The organism is Streptomyces sp. NPDC102274 (genome assembly GCF_044766385.1).
GTDB lineage: Bacteria > Actinomycetota > Actinomycetes > Streptomycetales > Streptomycetaceae > Streptomyces.
This window is the reverse complement of the sequence record NZ_JBIWLW010000004.1, coordinates 147972-166290: the sequence shown is the minus strand read 5'-3', so window position 1 is coordinate 166290 and position 18319 is coordinate 147972. Positions and strand designations below refer to the sequence as shown.

General features: G+C 70.1%; 13 protein-coding genes and 1 pseudogene. 9 read left to right on the top strand and 5 right to left on the bottom strand.

The window, feature by feature from the left end:
- The first annotated feature begins 111 nt into the window (after nucleotides 1–111).
- The 5 genes from ACIRQP_RS07285 (at nucleotide 112) to ACIRQP_RS07265 (ending at nucleotide 7003) form a co-directional block, all read left to right on the top strand.
- On the top strand, nucleotides 112–1290 hold the full coding sequence (locus tag ACIRQP_RS07285) for a sensor histidine kinase (RefSeq protein ID WP_403884779.1): 1179 nt from the start codon (nucleotides 112–114) through the stop codon (nucleotides 1288–1290).
- Between the two features lie 164 nt (nucleotides 1291–1454).
- Nucleotides 1455–2768: a sensor histidine kinase gene (locus ACIRQP_RS07280; protein WP_403885376.1), complete on the top strand. Its 1314-nt coding sequence runs from the start codon at nucleotides 1455–1457 to the stop codon at nucleotides 2766–2768.
- A 209-nt stretch (nucleotides 2769–2977) separates the two neighbouring features.
- Nucleotides 2978–3637, top strand: a complete 660-nt coding sequence (locus ACIRQP_RS07275) for a response regulator (RefSeq protein WP_403885373.1) — start codon at nucleotides 2978–2980, stop codon at nucleotides 3635–3637.
- A gap of 338 nt (nucleotides 3638–3975) precedes the next feature.
- Nucleotides 3976–5952, top strand: coding sequence for a 2-oxoacid:acceptor oxidoreductase subunit alpha (locus tag ACIRQP_RS07270; RefSeq protein WP_403884776.1), 1977 nt, complete (start codon nucleotides 3976–3978; stop codon nucleotides 5950–5952).
- Complete coding sequence (locus ACIRQP_RS07265; RefSeq protein ID WP_403884773.1) at nucleotides 5945–7003, top strand: 2-oxoacid:ferredoxin oxidoreductase subunit beta; 1059 nt, start codon at nucleotides 5945–5947, stop codon at nucleotides 7001–7003. Before ACIRQP_RS07270 ends, ACIRQP_RS07265 begins: the two co-directional genes overlap by 8 nt.
- Before the next feature lie 24 nt (nucleotides 7004–7027).
- On the opposite strand, the gene ACIRQP_RS07260 is transcribed toward ACIRQP_RS07265, so the two are convergent.
- Nucleotides 7028–7432, bottom strand: coding sequence for a winged helix-turn-helix transcriptional regulator (locus tag ACIRQP_RS07260; RefSeq protein WP_403885371.1), 405 nt, complete (start codon nucleotides 7430–7432; stop codon nucleotides 7028–7030).
- Between the two features lie 123 nt (nucleotides 7433–7555).
- On the opposite strand from ACIRQP_RS07260, the pseudogene ACIRQP_RS07255 reads away from it, so the two are divergent.
- The 3 genes and pseudogenes from ACIRQP_RS07255 (at nucleotide 7556) to ACIRQP_RS07245 (ending at nucleotide 11229) form a co-directional block, all read left to right on the top strand.
- Nucleotides 7556–8405, top strand: a pseudogene (locus ACIRQP_RS07255) (SDR family oxidoreductase).
- A gap of 134 nt (nucleotides 8406–8539) precedes the next feature.
- Nucleotides 8540–9598, top strand: a complete 1059-nt coding sequence (gene rarD, locus ACIRQP_RS07250; protein ID WP_403884770.1) for an EamA family transporter RarD — start codon at nucleotides 8540–8542, stop codon at nucleotides 9596–9598.
- Nucleotides 9599–9828: 230 nt separating this feature from the next.
- Entirely contained in the window at nucleotides 9829–11229 is a 1401-nt protein-coding gene (locus ACIRQP_RS07245; RefSeq protein ID WP_403884767.1) for a M28 family metallopeptidase, read from the top strand.
- 121 nt (nucleotides 11230–11350) lie between these two features.
- Here the strand turns inward: ACIRQP_RS07245 and ACIRQP_RS07240 are convergent, their stop codons facing one another.
- The 4 genes from ACIRQP_RS07240 to ACIRQP_RS07225 all read right to left on the bottom strand — a co-directional run bounded on the left by ACIRQP_RS07240 (nucleotide 11351) and on the right by ACIRQP_RS07225 (nucleotide 16265).
- On the bottom strand, nucleotides 11351–12319 hold the full coding sequence (locus ACIRQP_RS07240) for an ABC transporter permease (protein ID WP_403884764.1): 969 nt from the start codon (nucleotides 12317–12319) through the stop codon (nucleotides 11351–11353).
- Nucleotides 12306–13289 carry an ATP-binding cassette domain-containing protein gene (locus tag ACIRQP_RS07235; protein ID WP_403884761.1) on the bottom strand — a complete coding sequence of 328 codons (984 nt, stop codon included), beginning with the start codon at nucleotides 13287–13289 and terminating at the stop codon, nucleotides 12306–12308. Before ACIRQP_RS07235 ends, ACIRQP_RS07240 begins: the two co-directional genes overlap by 14 nt.
- A gap of 171 nt (nucleotides 13290–13460) precedes the next feature.
- Nucleotides 13461–14753, bottom strand: coding sequence for an outer membrane lipoprotein carrier protein LolA (locus ACIRQP_RS07230; protein WP_403884758.1), 1293 nt, complete (start codon nucleotides 14751–14753; stop codon nucleotides 13461–13463).
- Between the two features lie 501 nt (nucleotides 14754–15254).
- The gene (locus ACIRQP_RS07225; protein ID WP_403884755.1) at nucleotides 15255–16265 is read right to left on the bottom strand and encodes a polyprenyl synthetase family protein; all 1011 of its coding nucleotides are present in this window, start codon (nucleotides 16263–16265) and stop codon (nucleotides 15255–15257) included.
- Between the two features lie 793 nt (nucleotides 16266–17058).
- Between ACIRQP_RS07225 and fahA the strand changes: the two genes are divergently transcribed.
- Nucleotides 17059–18282: a fumarylacetoacetase gene (gene fahA, locus ACIRQP_RS07220; protein WP_403884752.1), complete on the top strand. Its 1224-nt coding sequence runs from the start codon at nucleotides 17059–17061 to the stop codon at nucleotides 18280–18282.
- The last annotated feature ends 37 nt before the right edge of the window (nucleotides 18283–18319 follow it).

The window sequence follows — 18319 nt, the reverse complement described above, 5'->3', positions numbered from 1 at the left end:
TGTTAAAGGTTCGGTAAGCAGCCGCGTCCCGCATAGTGGGGTTATCCCTACTTCCGGCTGGCCCAGCTACCCCATGGCGCGCGCGATTCGCTGCGTGCAGGCTTGGTCCTTATGACCGTGCGCAGCAGCCTCCCCGACGATGACCGTCCGCCACCCGCGCGCTTCGCGTTCGGCCGGCACACCTGGAAGGAGATCGCGCATCTCCTGGTGAACCTTCCGGCTTCCCTGGTCGGTTTTGTCTATGTGGTGATCACGGTCGCGATCGGCGCGGGCCTTTCGGTGACGGTGATCGGGCTGCCGTGGCTGGTCTGCGGGCTCGCGGGGGCGCGGCTGCTCGGCCGGGCGGAGCGGGCGCGGGCGCGCGCGCTGCTCGGGGTGCGGATCGACGAGCCGAGTCCGCTGTACGGTCCGGGCCGGCGTCCCGACGGGCTTCTCGGCCGGATATGGGCCGGGCTGAAGGATCCGGTGGCCTGGCGGACCGTGCTGTACGAGTTCATCCGGCTGCCCTGGGGCGTGCTGACGTTCGCCGTCACCCTGACCGGTCTCGTCGCGTTCTGGCCGGTCCTTCCTTATGTGGTGCGCGGGCTCACCAATGTCGACCGGGCGATGGTGCGGGCGCTGCTCTCGCCCTCCGACGAGCTGGAGCGGCGGATCGCGGAGCTGGAGTCGGACCGGGGGGTGGTGGTCGACACGGCCGCCGCCGATCTGCGGCGTATCGAGCGAGATCTGCACGACGGCGCGCAGGCCCGGCTGGTGGCCCTGGCCATGGGGCTCGGCCTTGCCAAGGAGAAGCTGCTGGAGGACCCGGAGACGGCGGCGAGCATGGTGGACGAGGCACACGGCGAGGTGAAGCTCGCGCTGCAGGAGCTGCGCGATCTGGCGCGCGGCATCCATCCGGCCGTCCTCACCGACCGGGGACTGGACGCGGCGCTCTCCGCCATCGCCTCGCGCTGCACGGTCCCGGTGAAGGTGACCGTCGATCTGGACGAGCGGCCCGCCGAGGCGATCGAGGGCATCGCGTATTTCACGGTCTCCGAACTGCTCCAGAACGTCAGCAAGCACAGCGCGGCACGGATGGCGTCGGTGGATGTGTGGCGGCGGGACGACAGGCTGCTGATCCAGGTGCAGGACGACGGGCGCGGTGGCGCGCGGCTGGACGGCGGTACGGGCATGTCCGGGCTGTCCGAGCGGCTCGGCGCGGTCGACGGCCTGTTCGTCCTGGAATCCCCGGCCGGCGGGCCGACGATCGTCACGGCGGAGCTGCCGTGGCGGCGGCGCGGAAAGGGCTGAGCGGGGCTTGGGGCGGGCGCAGCCACACCTCGGGGGTGGGGAAAACCCCAGGGTGAAGACTGAGACCGGCCTCATGGTGCGGGTGCTCCGGCCCCGGGAGCATGGAGGACATGGCAGCACACAGCCCGCTCTCCCTCAGCCCGCTCCCAGAACGGACCACACCCATGGCCTTGGATTACGGATCGCAGACGCGGCCCCACTTCCTTCCGCCGGCCCTGCGTGCCCCGTTCGAAGGACGCACCTGGCGCGAGTTCGGCTATCTGCTGCTCAGCCTGCCGATCAGCGCCGTGCTGTTCGGCTACGCGATGGCGACCATCGCGCTCGGGGCGGGGCTGCTGGTCACCTTCCTCGGGGTGCCCGTGCTGGCGGTGGGGCTGGCCGGCTGCCGCGGCTTCGGGATGATGGAGCGGGCGCGGGCGCGGGGGTTGCTGGGGCTCGATGTGCCGGATCCGGCGCCGGCCCGTGGTGCGAAGAGCGGGCTGATGTCCTGGGTCGGCGCGGTGCTGAAGAGCGGGGTGTCCTGGCGCCATCTGCTCTACGCGATCCTGCATTTCCCGTGGGCGCTGTTCGCGTTCGTGGTGTCCCTGACGTTCTGGAGCGTGGGCTGGGGGCTGTTCTCGTATCCGCTGTGGCACTGGGTGTTTCCCAGCCATCTCGACCAGTCGGGTATCGCGATCTACAGCGACGGCGCGGGGGACGGCTTCTTTCTGGACACCCCGTTCGAGATAGCCGCCACCTCCGTGGTGGGGCTGGTGCTGGTGCTCTTCTCGCCCTGGCTGATACGGGCCCTGGCGACCGTGGACCGGCTGCTGGTGGTCGGGCTGCTCGGCCCGTCCCGGCTGGCCACCCGGGTCTCGGAGCTGGAGTCGGACCGGGGGGTGGTGGTCGACACGGCCGCCGCCGATCTGCGCCGTATCGAGCGGGATCTGCACGACGGCGCGCAGGCCCGGCTGGTGGCCCTGGCCATGGATCTGGGGCTGGCGAAGGAGAAGCTGGCGGAGGACCCGGAGGCCGCGGCGCGCATGGTCGATGAGGCGCACGGCGAGGTGAAGACGGCGCTCCAGGAGCTGCGCGATCTGGCGCGCGGCATCCATCCGGCCGTCCTCACCGACCGGGGACTGGACGCGGCGCTCTCCGCCGTCGCCTCGCGCTGCACGGTCCCGGTGAAGGTGGAGGTGGATCTTCCGTACCGGCCGGCCGCCGCGATCGAGGGGATCGCCTACTTCACTGTCTCCGAGCTGCTCCAGAACATCAGCAAGCACTCCAGGGCGAGCCGGGCGGCGGTGGAGGTGTGGCAGACGCAGGACCGACTGATGCTTCAGGTCACGGATGACGGCAGGGGCGGGGCGGACGCGACGGCGGGCAGCGGTCTGGCCGGGCTGGCGGAGCGGCTGGACGCGGTGGACGGGATCCTGGTCATCGACTCCCCGGCCGGCGGTCCGACGACGGTGACGGCGGAGCTGCCCTGGCGGGGCTGACGCCCATGGAGCGACATCGTGCGGAGTGATGTCGTGCGAAGTGATGTCTCCCGGGTGCCCCCACCCGGGAGGCTCTCGCGAGGCAGGCTCTCGCGAGGCGGTGGTCCCATTTCCTTGCGGGTAGGCGCGGAGCGGTCCGAATACTGGGATGCTGGAGGGCACAGGGGACAGATCTCATCTATGGGGGCTACAGCATCGTGGAGGACAGAGTGCGGGTCGTCATCGCCGAGGACTCAGTACTGCTTCGGGAGGGCCTGACCCGGCTGCTGACCGACCGCGGACACGATGTCGTCGCCGGTGTCGGGGACGGGGAAGCGCTCATCAAGACCGTGGGCGATCTGGCGGCCCAGGGCGCGCTGCCGGATGTGGTGGTCGCGGACGTAAGGATGCCGCCGACCCACACCGACGAGGGGGTACGAGCCGCCGTACGGCTGCGCCGGGACCATCCGGAGGTCGGGGTGCTGGTGCTCTCCCAGTACGTCGAGGAGCAGTACGCCACGGAGCTGCTGGCCGGCAGCAGCCGGGGCGTGGGGTATCTGCTCAAGGACCGGGTGGCCGAGGTCAGGGAGTTCGTGGACGCCGTCGTACGGGTGGCCAGGGGCGGGACCGCGCTGGACCCCGAGGTCGTCGCCCAGCTGCTGGGCCGGAGCCGGAAGCAGGACGTGCTGGCGGGGCTGACGCCCCGCGAGCGTGAGGTCCTCGGGCTGATGGCCGAGGGGCGGACGAACTCGGCGGTCGCCAAGCAGCTGGTCGTGAGCGATGGCGCGGTCGAGAAACATGTCAGCAATATCTTTCTGAAGCTTGGGCTTTCCCCTAGTGACGGGGATCACCGCCGGGTGCTGGCCGTTCTGACCTATCTGAGGTCCTGAGCGGGGAACGTCCTGCCTGTCGCCCCGTCAGCCGCACATGCGAGGTCTCTGGCGGGACGAAAGCCCTGGGGCCTGTCTTCAAAGTCCCGCCTGCCCTTCGGGCGGACGGCGCCACTTTGAAGACAGGTCCTAGAACCAAAGGATGAGAGCGGAACGACCTTCACGAATCCCATCGAGGGTGGGCAAATAGTGACAGATTTCCACTAGAGAACGTCTCAAAGTGGCGTCCACCATTCGATCGGCCAAGGGGAAGGCGACCCTTACCGACGTAGGGTGGCTTCCGGGACTGCCGGGCGGCCGGCCGGTCCCGAGCCGCCGCCCGAGGGAGGTCCAGTTCAGTGACCAGCCAGGTCAGTAGCGCAGCCGAGCAGGTCGATGGGGCCGGCGACGCGAGCGAGAGCGATCGCGCCGTCGGTGACCAGCGTGCACCCGCGTCCGAACCCGGACAGGAGGGCGCAGGCGAGAAGGAGGTCCGTCGTCTGGACCGGGTCATCATCCGTTTCGCGGGTGACTCGGGTGACGGGATGCAGCTGACGGGTGACCGGTTCACCTCGGAGACGGCGTCGTTCGGGAACGACCTGTCGACGCTGCCGAACTTCCCGGCCGAGATCCGGGCTCCTGCCGGGACGCTGCCGGGCGTCTCCTCGTTCCAGCTGCACTTCGCGGACCACGACATCCTCACCCCGGGCGACGCACCCAATGTGCTCGTGGCGATGAACCCGGCCGCGCTGAAGGCGAATATCGGCGATGTGCCGCGCGGCGCGGAAGTCATCGTGAACACCGATGAGTTCACCAAGCGCCCGATGGCCAAGGTCGGTTATCTGACCTCACCGCTGGAGGACGGCTCGCTCGACGGCTACCAGGTGCACCCGGTGCCGCTGACGACGCTGACGATCGAGGCGCTCAAGGAGTTCGGCCTCTCCCGCAAGGAGGCCGAGCGCTCCAAGAACATGTTCGCGCTGGGCCTGCTGAGCTGGATGTACCACCGGCCGACAGAGGGCACCGAGAAGTTCCTGCGGGCCAAGTTCGCGAAGAAGCCGCAGATCGCGGAGGCGAATGTCGCCGCGTTCCGGGCGGGGTGGAACTTCGGCGAGACCACCGAGGACTTCGCGGTCTCCTACGAGGTGGCCCCGGCCGCCCAGGCGTTCCCGGCCGGCACGTACCGCAACATCTCCGGGAACCTGGCGCTGGCGTACGGCCTGATCGCCGCCGGCCACCAGGCGGAGCTGCCGCTCTACCTCGGCTCGTACCCGATCACCCCGGCCTCGGACATCCTCCACGAGCTGTCGAGGCACAAGAACTTCGGCGTGCGGACCTTCCAGGCCGAGGACGAGATCGCGGCCATCGGCGCGGCGCTGGGCGCTGCCTTCGGCGGGTCCCTGGCCGTCACCACCACCTCGGGCCCCGGCGTGGCGCTCAAGTCGGAGACCATCGGTCTGGCGGTCTCGCTGGAGCTGCCGCTGCTGGTCGTCGCCATCCAGCGCGGCGGTCCGTCCACCGGTCTGCCGACGAAGACCGAGCAGGCGGATCTGCTCCAGGCGATGTACGGGCGCAACGGCGAGGCCCCCGTCCCGGTGGTCGCGCCGCAGACCCCGGCGGACTGCTTCGACGCCGCCCTGGAGGCCGCGCGGATCGCGGTGACCTACCGCACCCCGGTCTTCCTGCTCTCCGACGGGTATCTCGCCAACGGCTCCGAGCCGTGGCGGATCCCGGAGACGGACGAACTGCCCGATCTGCGCGTACCGTTCGCCCAGGGCCCGAATCACACGCTGGCCGACGGCACCGAGGTGTTCTGGCCGTACAAGCGCGACCCGCAGACCCTGGCCCGCCCCTGGGCAGTGCCCGGCACGCCGGGCCTGGAACACCGCATCGGCGGCATCGAGAAGCAGGACGGCACGGGCAACATCTCCTACGACCCGGCCAACCACGACTTCATGGTGCGCACCCGCCAAGCCAAGATCGACGGAATCCAGGTCCCCGATCTGACCGTCGACGACCCGGACGGCGCCCGCACGCTGGTTCTGGGCTGGGGCTCCACCTACGGCCCGATCACCGCCGCGGTGCGCCGGCTGCGCAGGGCGGGCACGCCCATCGCCCAGGCGCATCTGCGTCATATCAACCCCTTCCCGCGCAACCTCGGGGAGGTCCTTGGCCGTTATGACAAGGTCGTCGTGCCGGAGATGAACCTCGGCCAGCTCGCCACGCTGCTGCGGGCGAAGTATCTCGTCGACGCCCACTCGTACAACCAGGTCAACGGCATGCCCTTCAAGGCCGAGCAGCTGGCCACGGCCCTCAAGGAGGCCATCGATGTCTGATGCGAACGAGTTGCTGACGCTGGTCCCCAAGGCCCAGGCCAAGCAGTCCATGAAGGACTTCAAGTCGGACCAGGAAGTCCGCTGGTGCCCCGGCTGCGGCGACTACGCGGTGCTGGCCGCGGTCCAGGGCTTCATGCCCGAACTGGGCCTCGCCAAGGAAAACATCGTCTTCGTCTCCGGCATCGGCTGCTCCTCGCGCTTCCCGTACTACATGAACACCTACGGGATGCACTCCATCCACGGCCGCGCCCCCGCCATCGCCACCGGGCTGGCGACCTCCCGCCGCGATCTGTCGGTCTGGGTGGTCACCGGTGACGGCGACGCCCTCTCCATCGGCGGCAATCACCTCATCCACGCACTGCGGCGGAACGTCAACCTCAAGATCCTGCTGTTCAACAACCGGATCTACGGGCTGACGAAAGGCCAGTACTCACCCACCTCCGAACTCGGGAAGATCACCAAGTCGACCCCGATGGGTTCGCTGGACGCGCCCTTCAACCCGGTGTCGCTCGCGATCGGCGCGGAGGCCTCCTTCGTGGCCCGTACGGTCGACTCCGACCGCAAACACCTCACCGAAGTACTGCGCCAGGCCGCCGACCACCCCGGCACCGCACTGGTGGAGATCTACCAGAACTGCAACATCTTCAACGACGGCGCCTTCGAGGTCCTCAAGGACAAGGAGAAGGCCGAGGAAGCCGTGATCCGGCTGGAGCACGGGCAGCCGATCCGCTTCGGCGTGGACGGCGGGAAGGGCGTAGTCCGCGACCCGGCCACCGGCGACCTGGAGGTGGTGGCCGTCACGCCGGAGAACGAGTCACGGATCCTCGTCCACGACGCGCACGCGACGAGCCCCACCACCGCGTTCGCCCTGTCCCGCCTCGCCGACCCGGACACCCTGCACCACACCCCCATCGGAGTACTGCGCAGCGTCGAGCGGCCCGTCTACGACACCCTGATGTCGGACCAGCTGGACGCGGCCGTCGAGCGGCAGGGCCGGGGCGATCTGGCCACGATGCTCGCCGGTGGCGACACCTGGACGGTCGTCGGGTAGCCGATCTTCGTGGGCCCGGATCTCTTATGAGGTCCGGGCCTCGTCGTATGCCCGACGGGCCTTGAACACCTCGTCCAGCCGCCGTTCCGTCCAGCGCGCCAGCCCCCAGACCTGCTCGGCGGCCTCCCGCCCCAGCTCGGTCAGCGTGTAGTCCACCCGCGGCGGGATCACGGGCTTGGCGTCACGATGGACGAAGCCGTCACGTTCCAGGGTCTGAAGCGTCTGGGCGAGCATCTTCTCGCTGACCCCGCCGACCTCGCGCCGCAGTTCGCTGAAGCGGTAGGAGCGCTCCAGCAGCGCGGCGAGCACCAGCACGCCCCAGCGGCTGGTGACGTGCTCAAGGACGAGCCGGGAGGGACACATGGACCGGTTGACGTCCGGCTCCTCCATCTTCTCCGGCTTCGTCGCCGTCTTCGTCTTCTCCGTCATATTGCTTACGGCCATGCCAGTACCTTACTTCAAGGTGGGTACTTTCGCTTGGTTAGTACTGCCCCTAGGGTGAGTGACAGAGAGTATTGATCCCGGCATATCCACCTGAACTGGAGCCTCCCCATGAACATCGTTGTCACCGGAGCCACCGGACACCTCGGCCGACTGGTCGTCGAGTCCCTGCTGGCCGACGGCGTCCCGGCCGACAGGATCGCCGTCGTCGTGCGGAACAGGGAGAAGGCCGCGGGTCTGGTGGCGCGCGGTGTCGAGCCGCGGATCGCCGACTACAGCCACCCCGAGACGCTGACGGACGCGTTCCGGGCCGGTGACCGTGTGCTGCTGATCTCCGGCAGCGAGGTCGGGCAGCGCGTGGCGCAGCACACCGCCGTCATCGACGCGGCGCGGGCGGCCGGAGTGGCCCAGCTCGCGTATACCGGCGTGCTGGGCGGGCCCGACGCCGACTTCCAGTTGGCCGCCGAGCACAAGGCGACCGAGCAGCTGATCCTCGATTCCGGGCTTCCTGCGCAACGGCTGGTACACCGAGAACTACACCGGGAACCTCGCGCCCGTACTGGAGCACGACGCCGTCGTCGCCGCCGCGGGCGAGGGCCTGATCGCCACCGCCGCCCGCGCGGACTACGCCGCCGCGGCGGCGGCCGTTCTGACCGGCGAGGGACATCTGAACAAGGCCTACGAGCTGAGCGGCGACACGGCGTGGTCGCTGGGCGAGTACGCGGCGGAGCTGTCGCGGCAGACCGGCAGGACCATCGCGTACAACAACGTGCCGGCCGAGACACTGCTCGGGATCCTCACCGGCGCGGGGGTGCCCGAGCCGATGGCCGCGATCCTGGTGGACGTGGACCACGCGATCGAGCGCGGGCTGCTGGCCGGTACGACGGGGGATCTGGCCCGGCTGGCCGGCCGCCCCACCACCCCGCTCGCCGACACGATCGCCGAGGCCCTCAAGGGCTGACCCATGCATGCGGCTGACCCGCGCACGCGGCTGCCCCACGCACACTGACGCGTCATGACCGTATGACGATACGGACATGACATCGCGGCCCGCGCGGCGCTACTTTGTGGGGGCGCCGTGCCGGGACGGCGCGTATGTGGCGGGGAGGGTCAGTGAAGGCGAACGGCGACCAGCGGGCGGGACTGCCGGTCCAGCGGGCGGGGCTGCTGTACGGGATCGGCGCCTACGGGATGTGGGGGCTGGTCCCGCTCTACTGGCCGCTGCTCGAACCGGCCGGGGCGATGGAGATCCTGGCCCACCGGATGGTCTGGTCACTCGTGTTCGTCGCCATCGGGCTGCTGGTGCTGCGCCGCTGGGGCTGGATACCGGAGCTGATACGGCAGCCCCGCAAGCTGGGGCTCATCGCCGTGGCCGCCATCACGATCTCCCTCAACTGGGGTTTCTACATCTGGGCGGTCAACACCGGCCGTGTCGTCGAAGCCTCTCTGGGCTACTTCATCAACCCGCTGGTGACGATCGCCATGGGTGTTCTGCTGCTCAAGGAACGGCTGCGGCCCGCCCAGTGGACGGCGGTCTTCATCGCCCTGGCCGCCGTGCTGGTCCTCGCCGTCGGGTACGGGCAGCCGCCCTGGATCTCGCTCGTACTGGCCTTCTCGTTCGCGACCTACGGCCTGGTCAAGAAGAAGATCAACATCGGCGGCCTGGAGTCGCTGGCAGCCGAGACCGCGGTCCTTTTCCTGCCCGCGCTCGGCTATCTGGTGTGGCTGGGCACGTCCGGGTCGGCCACCTTCGGCTCGGAGGGTACGGGTCAGATGGCCCTGCTCGCCGCGACGGGCGTGGTCACCGCGCTGCCGCTGGTCTGCTTCGGCGCTGCGGCGATACGGGTACCGCTGTCGACGCTGGGGCTACTCCAGTATCTGGCCCCGGTCTTCCAATTCATCCTGGGGATCACGTACTTCCACGAGGCGATGCCGCCGGAGCGGTGGGCGGGCTTCTCGCTGGTCTGGCTGGCCCTGGCGATCCTGACCTGGGACGCGCTGCGGAACGCTCGCCGTACGCGGTCGGAGGCGCTGCGCCTGACGGCGGAGGCAGCAGCGACAGCGACAGCGACGGCAACGGCGGCAACGGCGGCAACGATGGAGGCGGCCTCGGCACAGGCGGACGGGACATGTCCGGTCAGCGAACACCAGTGACCGGTTTCCGCTCTTGACGGCGAGTCAAGCTCTCCCCGAGCATTCAGCACGCACGGCGCACCAACAGCTTCAGCACCACGGTCAGCTTCTCGATCGGTTTCACGATCGGTCTCACGATCAGCTTTCGATCGGCACCAACAGCGCCACCAGCTCCAACGCCCCGCGTCACCGTCGTCGTGGGGCGTCTCGCACGTTCCGTCCTGTCCCCGTACGGAATCCGGAGCCCCCACATGAAACTCTCCGTTCCCGGAGCGCACCGCATACCCGGCCGGCCCGTCCGACCCGGCCGAATATCCACCCGCGGTGGCACGGCCGCGGTCACCGCACTCGCCGTCGCCGGGCTGCTCGCCGCCGCGGCGCCCGCCGTGTCAGCGGCGCCCGCCGCGCCTCCGGTCTCCACGAGACCGGCGCAGTCCGCGCCCGCCGCGCTCGCTGCCCCCGACATACCGCTCGCCAATGTCAAGACGCATCTCACCCAGTTCTCGTCCATCGCCGCCGCCAACGGCGGCAACCGCGCCCATGGCCGCGCCGGCTATCTGGCCTCCGTCAACTACGTCAAGGGCAAGCTGGACGCGGCCGGGTTCACCACCTCCGTACAGCAGTTCACCTCCGGCGGCGCCACCGGCTACAACCTGATTGCCGACTGGCCGGGCGGCGATCCGAACCAGGTCGTGATGTCCGGTTCGCATCTCGACTCGGTCACCTCGGGCGCCGGGATCAACGACAACGGATCGGGCTCCGCCGCCATCCTGGAGACCGCGCTCGCCGTCTCCCGGGCCCAGCTCCAGCCGGCGAAGCATCTGCGGTTCGCCTGGTGGGGCGCGGAGGAGCTGGGTCTGGTCGGTTCGCGGTACTACGTCAACAACCTGCCGACCGCCGAGCGGGCGAAGATCAGCGGCTATCTGAACTTCGACATGATCGGCAGTCCGAACGCCGGTTACTTCGTCTATGACGACGACCCGACCATCGAGCAGACCTTCAAGGACTACTACGCGGGTCTCGGCATCGCGACGGAGATCGAGACCGAGGGCGACGGCCGCTCGGACCACGCTCCGTTCAAGAACGTGGGCGTCCCGGTCGGCGGACTCTTCAGCGGCGCCGACTACATCAAGACCGCCGCGCAGGCACAGAAGTGGGGCGGCACCTCGGGGCAGTCCTTCGACCGCTGCTACCACTCCTCCTGCGACACCACGGCGAACATCAACGACACCGCGCTCGACCGCAACAGCGACGCCGTCGCCCACGCGGTGTGGACGCTGTCGGCGAACTCGTCCGTCCCGTCGGGCGAGGTCTTCGAGACCCTCGACGATGTCACCATCCCGGACAACGGCCCCACCATCACCTCGGCGGTGACCGTCTCCGGCCGTACGGGCAACGCCCCCGCCGCGCTCAAGGTGGGTGTGGACATCAAGCACACCTGGCGGGGTGACGTGGTCGTCGACCTGATCGGCCCGAGCGGGACGGTCTACCGGCTGAAGAACTCCAGCGGCAGCGACTCCGCGGACAACGTGATCGCCACCTACACGGTGAACACGTCCGGCGAGACCGCGAACGGCGTCTGGAGGCTCCGGGTCCAGGACGTGGCCGCCCAGGACACCGGCTATATCGACAGCTGGCGCCTCACCTTCTGAACAACCCCCTGACCCCTCACCCCTCACCCCTCGCACCCCTCTGACCGCGACTGCCCGCGTGCTGCAATCGATGCGCACGCGGGCAGCCGCATGTGCTCCCGAGCGGGGCGGGCGTCGCGACTCAGGCGTTGATGTCCTTCGCCGTGAAGCGCGCCCAGGCCGCCGAGCCGAACACCGCCGCGTACAGCGCCTGGAGCCCCAGGTTCCTGCCGATGTCGTCCCAGTAGAACGGCTCGCGCAGCAGATCGGCGAAGGACAGCCAGTAGTGCGAGAAGAGATACGGCTGCATCGCGTGCAGCTGCGGGATCGTGTCCAGGATCTGCACGGTGATCAGCAGCCCGACGGTCGCCGCCATCGCCGCGATCCCGCTGCTGGTCAGGGTGGAGATGAACAGACCCAGCGCCGCCAGCCCCACCAGCGAGGCGGCGACGACCACCGCGATCAGCAGGGCCCGCAGCAGCCCGTCGCCGAAGGAGATCCGGGTGCCCGAGATCGTGGTGACATCACCGAGCGGGAAGAGCAGCGCGCCGACGGCCAGCGCCGAGACCGCCACGACGAGCGTCGCGAGCAGACAGAAGGCCAGCGTGGACGCGTACTTGGCGAGCAGCAGTCTCGTACGCCCGGTCGGCGCGACCAGCAGATAGCGCAGCGTCCCGCCGCCGGCCTCGCCCGCGATCGCGTCGCCCGCGATGACCCCCACCGCCATCGGCAGGAACACGGGCAGCGTCGCGGCGAGCGCGGCGAAGACCAGGAACAGTCCGTTGTTGGTGATCTGCGTCAGGAACGCGGGTCCGTTCGCCCCGCCACCCGGGCCCACTCCCCCGCCGTCGCTCGTCTCGATCTTCACGGCGATCCCGATGAGGACGGGTACGGCGGCGAGCACACCCAGCAGCGCGAGGGTCCGCCAGCGCCGGAAGGTGGTGGTCACCTCGGAGCGCAGCAGCCCGAACGTCCACCACAGTCGGCGCTCCCTCTCCCGGGCCACGGGCTCCACCGGTCCCGCGCCCGCCGTCTCCAGCGCCCCCGCCTCGGAGCCCAACTCAGCCCCCGCCTCGGGACCCGCCTCGGCCCGCGCCTCAGCCCGCGACATCGAAGCCCTCCCCCGTCAGCGCGACAAAGGCGTCCTCCAGCGAGGCGCGCTCCTGGCCGAAGGCCCGTACGCGTACCCCGGCCCGTACGAGCGCCGCGTTGAGGTCGGCCGGGTCCACCGGCTCCGCCCCGCCCGTGGGCAGCTCCCCGCTCACCCCGTCCTCCGCCACGACCACATCGGTGACCCCCAGCTTCTTCAGCACGCGGGCGGCCTCGGCGGGATCGGGGGTGGTGACGGCCAGCCTGCCCAGGGTCCCGGCCGCCAGCTCGGCGACCGGACCCTGGGTGATCAGCCGTCCCTGGGCCATCACGGCGGCGTGCGTGCACACCTGCTCGATCTCGTCGAGGAGATGCGAGGAGAGGAAGACGGTCGTGCCGTCCGCCGCCAGCTCCCGTATCAGGGTTCTGATCTCCCGCATGCCCTGCGGGTCCAGACCGTTCGTGGGCTCGTCGAGCACCAGCAGCCGGCGCGGTCGCAGCAGCGCCGACGCGAGCCCGAGCCGCTGCTTCATCCCGAGGGAGTACGCCTTCGCCCGCTTGCCCGCCGCGGCGGTGAGCCCGACCCGGTCCAGGGCGTCGGTCACCCGGGCGCGGCGGGTACGGGGGTCGGCGGTCGGGTCGGCGAAGTCGTACCGTACGAGGTTCTCCCGGCCCGACAGGTACCCGTACAGCGCGGGCCCCTCGATCAGGGCGCCGACCTCGGGGAGTACGGCGCGGGCCGCGCGGGGCATGGGGCGGCCGAGGAGCGAGGCCGAGCCCGCGGTCGGCTCGATCAGCCCCATCAGCATCCGGATCGTGGTCGTCTTGCCCGATCCATTGGGTCCGAGGAAGCCGAAGACGCTGCCGGCGGGGACGGCGAGGTCGAGCCGGTCCACGGCGAGCTGCCCGCCGCGATACCGCTTGGTGAGCCCACGCGTCTCGATCACATCGCGCACGTCGGTCTCATCGAGCTCATCGAGCACGGCTGTCATCTCCCTCCCCCGTTCTCGTCTTCCCGTCGGCGGTCACATTCCCGTCAGCGGTGGGACATTCCCGTCGGCGGTCACACACCGGCAGTACGAGAACGGACCGGCCCCGGTCAGCGTTCCGCCCCGCCGTACGGAGCGTACGACGGGGCGGAACAGACCGGACCGGCCGGATCGTTACTTCGCCTCGTTGGCGGCCTTGACCAGCGCGTCCTGCGTCACCGCGCCGACGTACACCTTGCCGTCGTCCGTCATCAGGGCGTTGATCAGACGGGTCTTGAAGACCGTGCCCGAGCCGAACTTCCCGGTGACCTTGTCACCCAGCGCGTCCAGGAACTGCTGCGCCTGGGCCGGGACGTCGCCCGACTTCGCCGCGTCCGCGCCCGCCGCGCCCGCGATGCCCTCGCCGGCGCCGGTGTTCAGCTCGTAGACGGCGTTCCAGCCCTCGCCGATGACCTTCGGGCCGCCCTGCTCCTTCGGCCCCTTGGCGCTGTCCTCGTGCTTGGGCAGCTCCGGGGACCCGCTCTTGTCGCCCTCCCCCTGCGTCACCTTCGCGCCCTTGGGCGGCGTGAAGTCGAACGTGGAGGCGGCGGGCTTGGCGAAGTCGACCTCGGTGAAACCGACATCGACCACGGCCTTGCCACCGCTGCTCGGCGAGAGCGTGAACTTCAGCGGCGTACCGGTCTTCGCGTCGACCGCGACCTTGATCGAGCCGACCGTCGAACCGCTCTGCTTGGGCTTGATGAGCAGCTGGTACGCATCGCGCCCGGCGACCCTCGCCGTGCCGTCGACGCTCACGGATGTCGTGTCGCCCGCGGCCTTCAGCGCCTGCTCGGCGAACTCCTTGGGGGTCGCCGGGACGTCCTTCAGCCCTTCCTTGGGGGCGTCCTTCTCGCCGCCCTTGGCCGCGCCGCCCTCGGCCCCGTCCTTCGGGGCGCTCGCGTGGTACGCCTCGTTGGAGGCGCTGTCGTACGCCCAGACCTCGCCGCCGTTGTGGAGCAGGCTGTACTCGGCGGCGGTGTCACGGATCGACAGCCGCTGCTTGTCGGGACCGTCCACCGCGACACGCAGCGTGTGCGTGCCCGAGCTGAGCTCCATCAGCTTGGCGTTCGGGTCCGCGGACGAGCCGTCGGAGGCGCCCGATCCGCTCGGCCCGCCCTTGCCACCGGCGAGCGCGCCGCCCGCCATGTCGCCGAGGCCGGCCAGCGACGGGAGCCCCAGATCCGTGGTGATCTTCACGGAGCCCGAGAGCTGCTCGGTCTCCGACGCGGCGATCTTCTCGATGAGTTGCTGCGCGCTGATCTTCGGCAGATCGGGGTCGCCGGTCGCGGCGAGTGCCGGGACGAGCCCGATGGTCGCCGCAGCCACCCCCGCCACCGCGACGGGGAGCGCGTAGCGCGCCGCCTTGCGGCGGCCCGCGCCGGGCTCCCGGTCCTCCTCGGTGATCTGTGCGCTGTCGTTCGGTGCCATGTGTGCCCTACCTCCGTGGTCGGCGGCCTTCGGTTTCGTGCACTCGTCCACTCCGCGCCGCCAGTCTCACCCGAATTGGTGAGGAGTGGTGTTAACCATCTGACCAAACGGCCCCGCGATAAGCGTCAGACCCAGGGCGCAACTTCCCGTACTGCTCTGGGATGACCCACCGACGAGATACTTCCCGCATCCACTAGGGCCTGTCTTCAAAGTAGCGCCGTCCGCCCGAAGGGCGGGCCCGGCGGCGTCCGGTGCACTGCACTCGCTTCGCTCGCTCCGTCTCGGCACAGGGAACTGTCCTGCGGATGCCGAGCGCGATCGCAGGGCGGAGGGTCACCCCCGTACTGGACGTACTGGGGAGACCCCGACAACGCGGCGAACGTGCGTGCCGGACGCCGCCGGGCAGGCGGGACTTTGACGACAGGCCCCAGGGGAAGACAGGGTTCCGCCGACCGACCCGTCCCGCCGTCCCGCGCCGGCCCGTATCGGACGAACGCTCCGTCAGCCCGCTCGGTGGACCACGGCGTCGCACAGCTCGATCAGCGCGGACTTCGCGTATCCCTCGGGCAGCGGCGTGAGCGTCGCCCGCGCCTCCTGCGCGTACCGCACCGTGTCCCTGCGCGCCTGCTCCAGGGCCGGATGCGCGCGCAGCAGCCGCAGCGCCTCCGCGAGCCGCTCGTCGTCCGCCAGATCGCCGTCCAGCAGCTCGACCAGCGCGAGGTCGTCGGGGCTGCCGTGCGCCTCGGCCTGGGCGCGCAGCAGCAGCACCGGCAGCGTGGGGATGCCCTCGCGCAGATCCGTGCCGGGCACCTTGCCCGACTCGTGCGAGTCGCTGGCGATGTCGAGGACGTCGTCCGCGAGCTGGAAGGCGACGCCGAGCCGCTCCCCGTACTGGGTGAGGATGTCGACGACCGACTCGTCCGCGCCGGAGGTCATCGCGCCGAAGCGGCAGGAGACGGCGACCAGCGAAGCGGTCTTGCCGCCCACGACATCGAGGTAGTGCGCGACCGGGTCGCGTCCGTCGCGTGGTCCCGCGGTCTCCAGGATCTGGCCCGTCACCAGCCGCTCGAACGCCTCGGCTTGGACCCGTACCGCGTCGGGCCCGAGGTCGGCCAGGATGTGCGAGGCGCGCGCGAAGAGGAAGTCACCCGTGAGGACGGCGACCGAATTGCCCCAGCGGGCGTTGGCGCTGGCCACGCCCCGGCGGACCTCCGCCTCGTCCATCACGTCGTCGTGGTAGAGCGTCGCGAGATGGGTCAGCTCGACGACCACCGCCGCGGGGACGACACCGGGCGCGTACGGGTCACCGAATTGTGACGCGAGCATGACCAACAACGGCCTGAACCGTTTGCCGCCGGCCCGTACCAGATGCTGCGCCGCTTCCGTGATGAAGGGCACGTCACTCTTGGTGGCATCGAGCAGTCCCGCCTCGACAGCCGCCAACCCGGTCTGGACATCGGCCTCAAGAGCCTGGTCCCGCACGCTCAGCCCGAACGGCCCGACGACGGTCACGAGAGGTACTCCTGTCTGCTGACGATCACACGGATTGTCGATGTGTCGCTGTCACCACTCAAGTCAGCCTATCCGGTCGCCTTTCGATCACCGTGGGCGCCTTCCCGGACCCGCCGGTATGTTCGGGATCAGCCATACGACCAGGAGTAGCGCTTTTGTCACGAACAACGGCCGAACCGCGAGCGAACGCGGAGCAGCCACCGCGGTGATCACGCTTTCCCCGGCCCGCTCGTCACCGGCCGCTCGTCACCGGACGGCCCGGCGACCACGCCCCGATGGACCCCGCCCCCGAGTCCGCCCCCCGAGGTGACCGCGAGGCGACCGGTATGCCCCCCGCCGTCCACACCGACTTTCCGTGCGGGACGACCCATACGGACGTACGCATCCCCCTCGCCGAACATCACCCTCGTCCCGTACGCCTTCCGGGGCGAGCCGGTGGTCGCCCCCGCCGGGACACCGCATCCGGCTCGCGGTCTCGTCCGCCGGCGACCCGGGACGTGGCGCGGGGGCCGTGGCGGCTGGAGGTCGATCCGGGCCCGGAGCCGACGCGGGACGCGGCGGGCTGATCGCGCACAGACCGCCCGCCCGGTGATCGCGCGCGGACCGCCCGGCGGGCCGGAACCGGCGATCTGACGGTGGAACAGATCCGACGCGGGGGCTACCGCGGGTACGGTCCGCGAACTACTCGCCAAATGCCGCCCTTTTGGGTCAATCGGGACTTTTTACCACTGCCGCGGCTGGGCAACAGCGACGTAACGTGTCCTGCATCGATCCGGAAAGCGAGGCAGCACCAATGCCCGAGCAGAGCCCGCTCGAACCGGCCGAGGGAGACCCCTTCGGCCCGCACAACCTCCCGTACGGAGTCTTCTCCACCGCCGACGAGCCCGACCGCCGCCGGCTCGGGGTCCGTATCGGCGACCACGTGCTCGACGCGGGAGCGGCGGCGCAGGCCCTGGGCTCCCCGTACGCCGCACTGCTGGCCAGGTCGAGCCTCAACCCCCTGATGGCGGCAGGCCGTACGGCCTGGCGCGATGTCCGCCGGGCCCTCACCGCATGGGTCACGGTACCCGCGCACCGCGCGGACATAGAGCCCCTGCTCCATCCGCTCGGCTCGGTCACGCTGCATCTGCCGTACGAGATCGCGGACTATGTCGACTTCTACGCGAGCGAGCACCACGCCACCAACGTCAGCCGGATCTTCCGCCCCGACGGAGACGCGCTGCCCGCCAACTGGAAGCATCTCCCGATCGGTTACCACGGCAGGGCAGGCACGATCGTCGTATCCGGTACGGACGTGACGCGTCCGTCGGGCCAGCGCAAGGCGCCCTCCGACCCGGTGCCGGTCTTCGGCCCCTCCGTCAAGCTCGACATCGAGGCGGAGGTCGGCTTTGTCGTCGGGACCCCCTCGCGGCAGGGCGGTCCGGTGGATCAGGCGTCCTTCCGCGACCATGTCTTCGGGCTGTCGCTCCTCAACGACTGGTCGGCGCGTGACATCCAGGCGTGGGAGTACGTACCGCTCGGCCCGTTCCTCGGGAAGTCCTTCGCCACGTCCGTCTCGGCGTGGGTGACCCCGCTGGAGGCCCTGGACGCGGCCCGGGTGACACCCCCGGCCCGTACGGCCGAACTGCTCCCCTATCTGGACGACGCGGACGACGAGGAGCCGGGCGGCTTCGACCTGCGGATCTCCGTCTCGCTCAATGGACAGGTCATCTCGGAGCCGCCGTTCTCCACCATGTACTGGACGGCGGCCCAGCAGCTGACCCATATGACGGTCAACGGGGCCTCGCTCCGTACGGGCGACCTCTTCGCGTCCGGCACGGTCAGCGGCGCCGAGCGCGAGCAGCGCGGCTCCCTGCTCGAACTCACCTGGAACGGCACCGAGCCCCTCGAACTCCCCGGCGGCAAGCGGACGTTCCTGGAGGACGGCGACGAGGTCACCCTGACCGCCTGGGCCCCGGGCCCGGACGGCACCCGCGTCGGCCTCGGCGAGGTCACGGGCCGTATCGTGCCCGCCTGAACCGGACCGCCCGGCACCCGCGACGGGTGCCGGGCAG

Excerpts from the sequence above, each read along its gene's own strand:
- ACIRQP_RS07245 (WP_403884767.1), top strand. The coding sequence starts at position 9,829 with ATGAAACTCTCCGTTCCCGGAGCGCACCGCATACCCGGCCGGCCCGTC.
- ACIRQP_RS07285 (WP_403884779.1), top strand. The coding sequence starts at position 112 with ATGACCGTGCGCAGCAGCCTCCCCGACGATGACCGTCCGCCACCCGCG.
- ACIRQP_RS07240 (WP_403884764.1), bottom strand. The coding sequence starts at position 12,319 with ATGTCGCGGGCTGAGGCGCGGGCCGAGGCGGGTCCCGAGGCGGGGGCT.
- ACIRQP_RS07235 (WP_403884761.1), bottom strand. The coding sequence starts at position 13,289 with ATGACAGCCGTGCTCGATGAGCTCGATGAGACCGACGTGCGCGATGTG.
- rarD (WP_403884770.1), top strand. The coding sequence starts at position 8,540 with ATGTGGCGGGGAGGGTCAGTGAAGGCGAACGGCGACCAGCGGGCGGGA.
- ACIRQP_RS07265 (WP_403884773.1), top strand. The coding sequence starts at position 5,945 with ATGTCTGATGCGAACGAGTTGCTGACGCTGGTCCCCAAGGCCCAGGCC.
- ACIRQP_RS07280 (WP_403885376.1), top strand. The coding sequence starts at position 1,455 with ATGGCCTTGGATTACGGATCGCAGACGCGGCCCCACTTCCTTCCGCCG.
- ACIRQP_RS07230 (WP_403884758.1), bottom strand. The coding sequence starts at position 14,753 with ATGGCACCGAACGACAGCGCACAGATCACCGAGGAGGACCGGGAGCCC.
- fahA (WP_403884752.1), top strand. The coding sequence starts at position 17,059 with ATGCCCGAGCAGAGCCCGCTCGAACCGGCCGAGGGAGACCCCTTCGGC.
- ACIRQP_RS07260 (WP_403885371.1), bottom strand. The coding sequence starts at position 7,432 with ATGACGGAGAAGACGAAGACGGCGACGAAGCCGGAGAAGATGGAGGAG.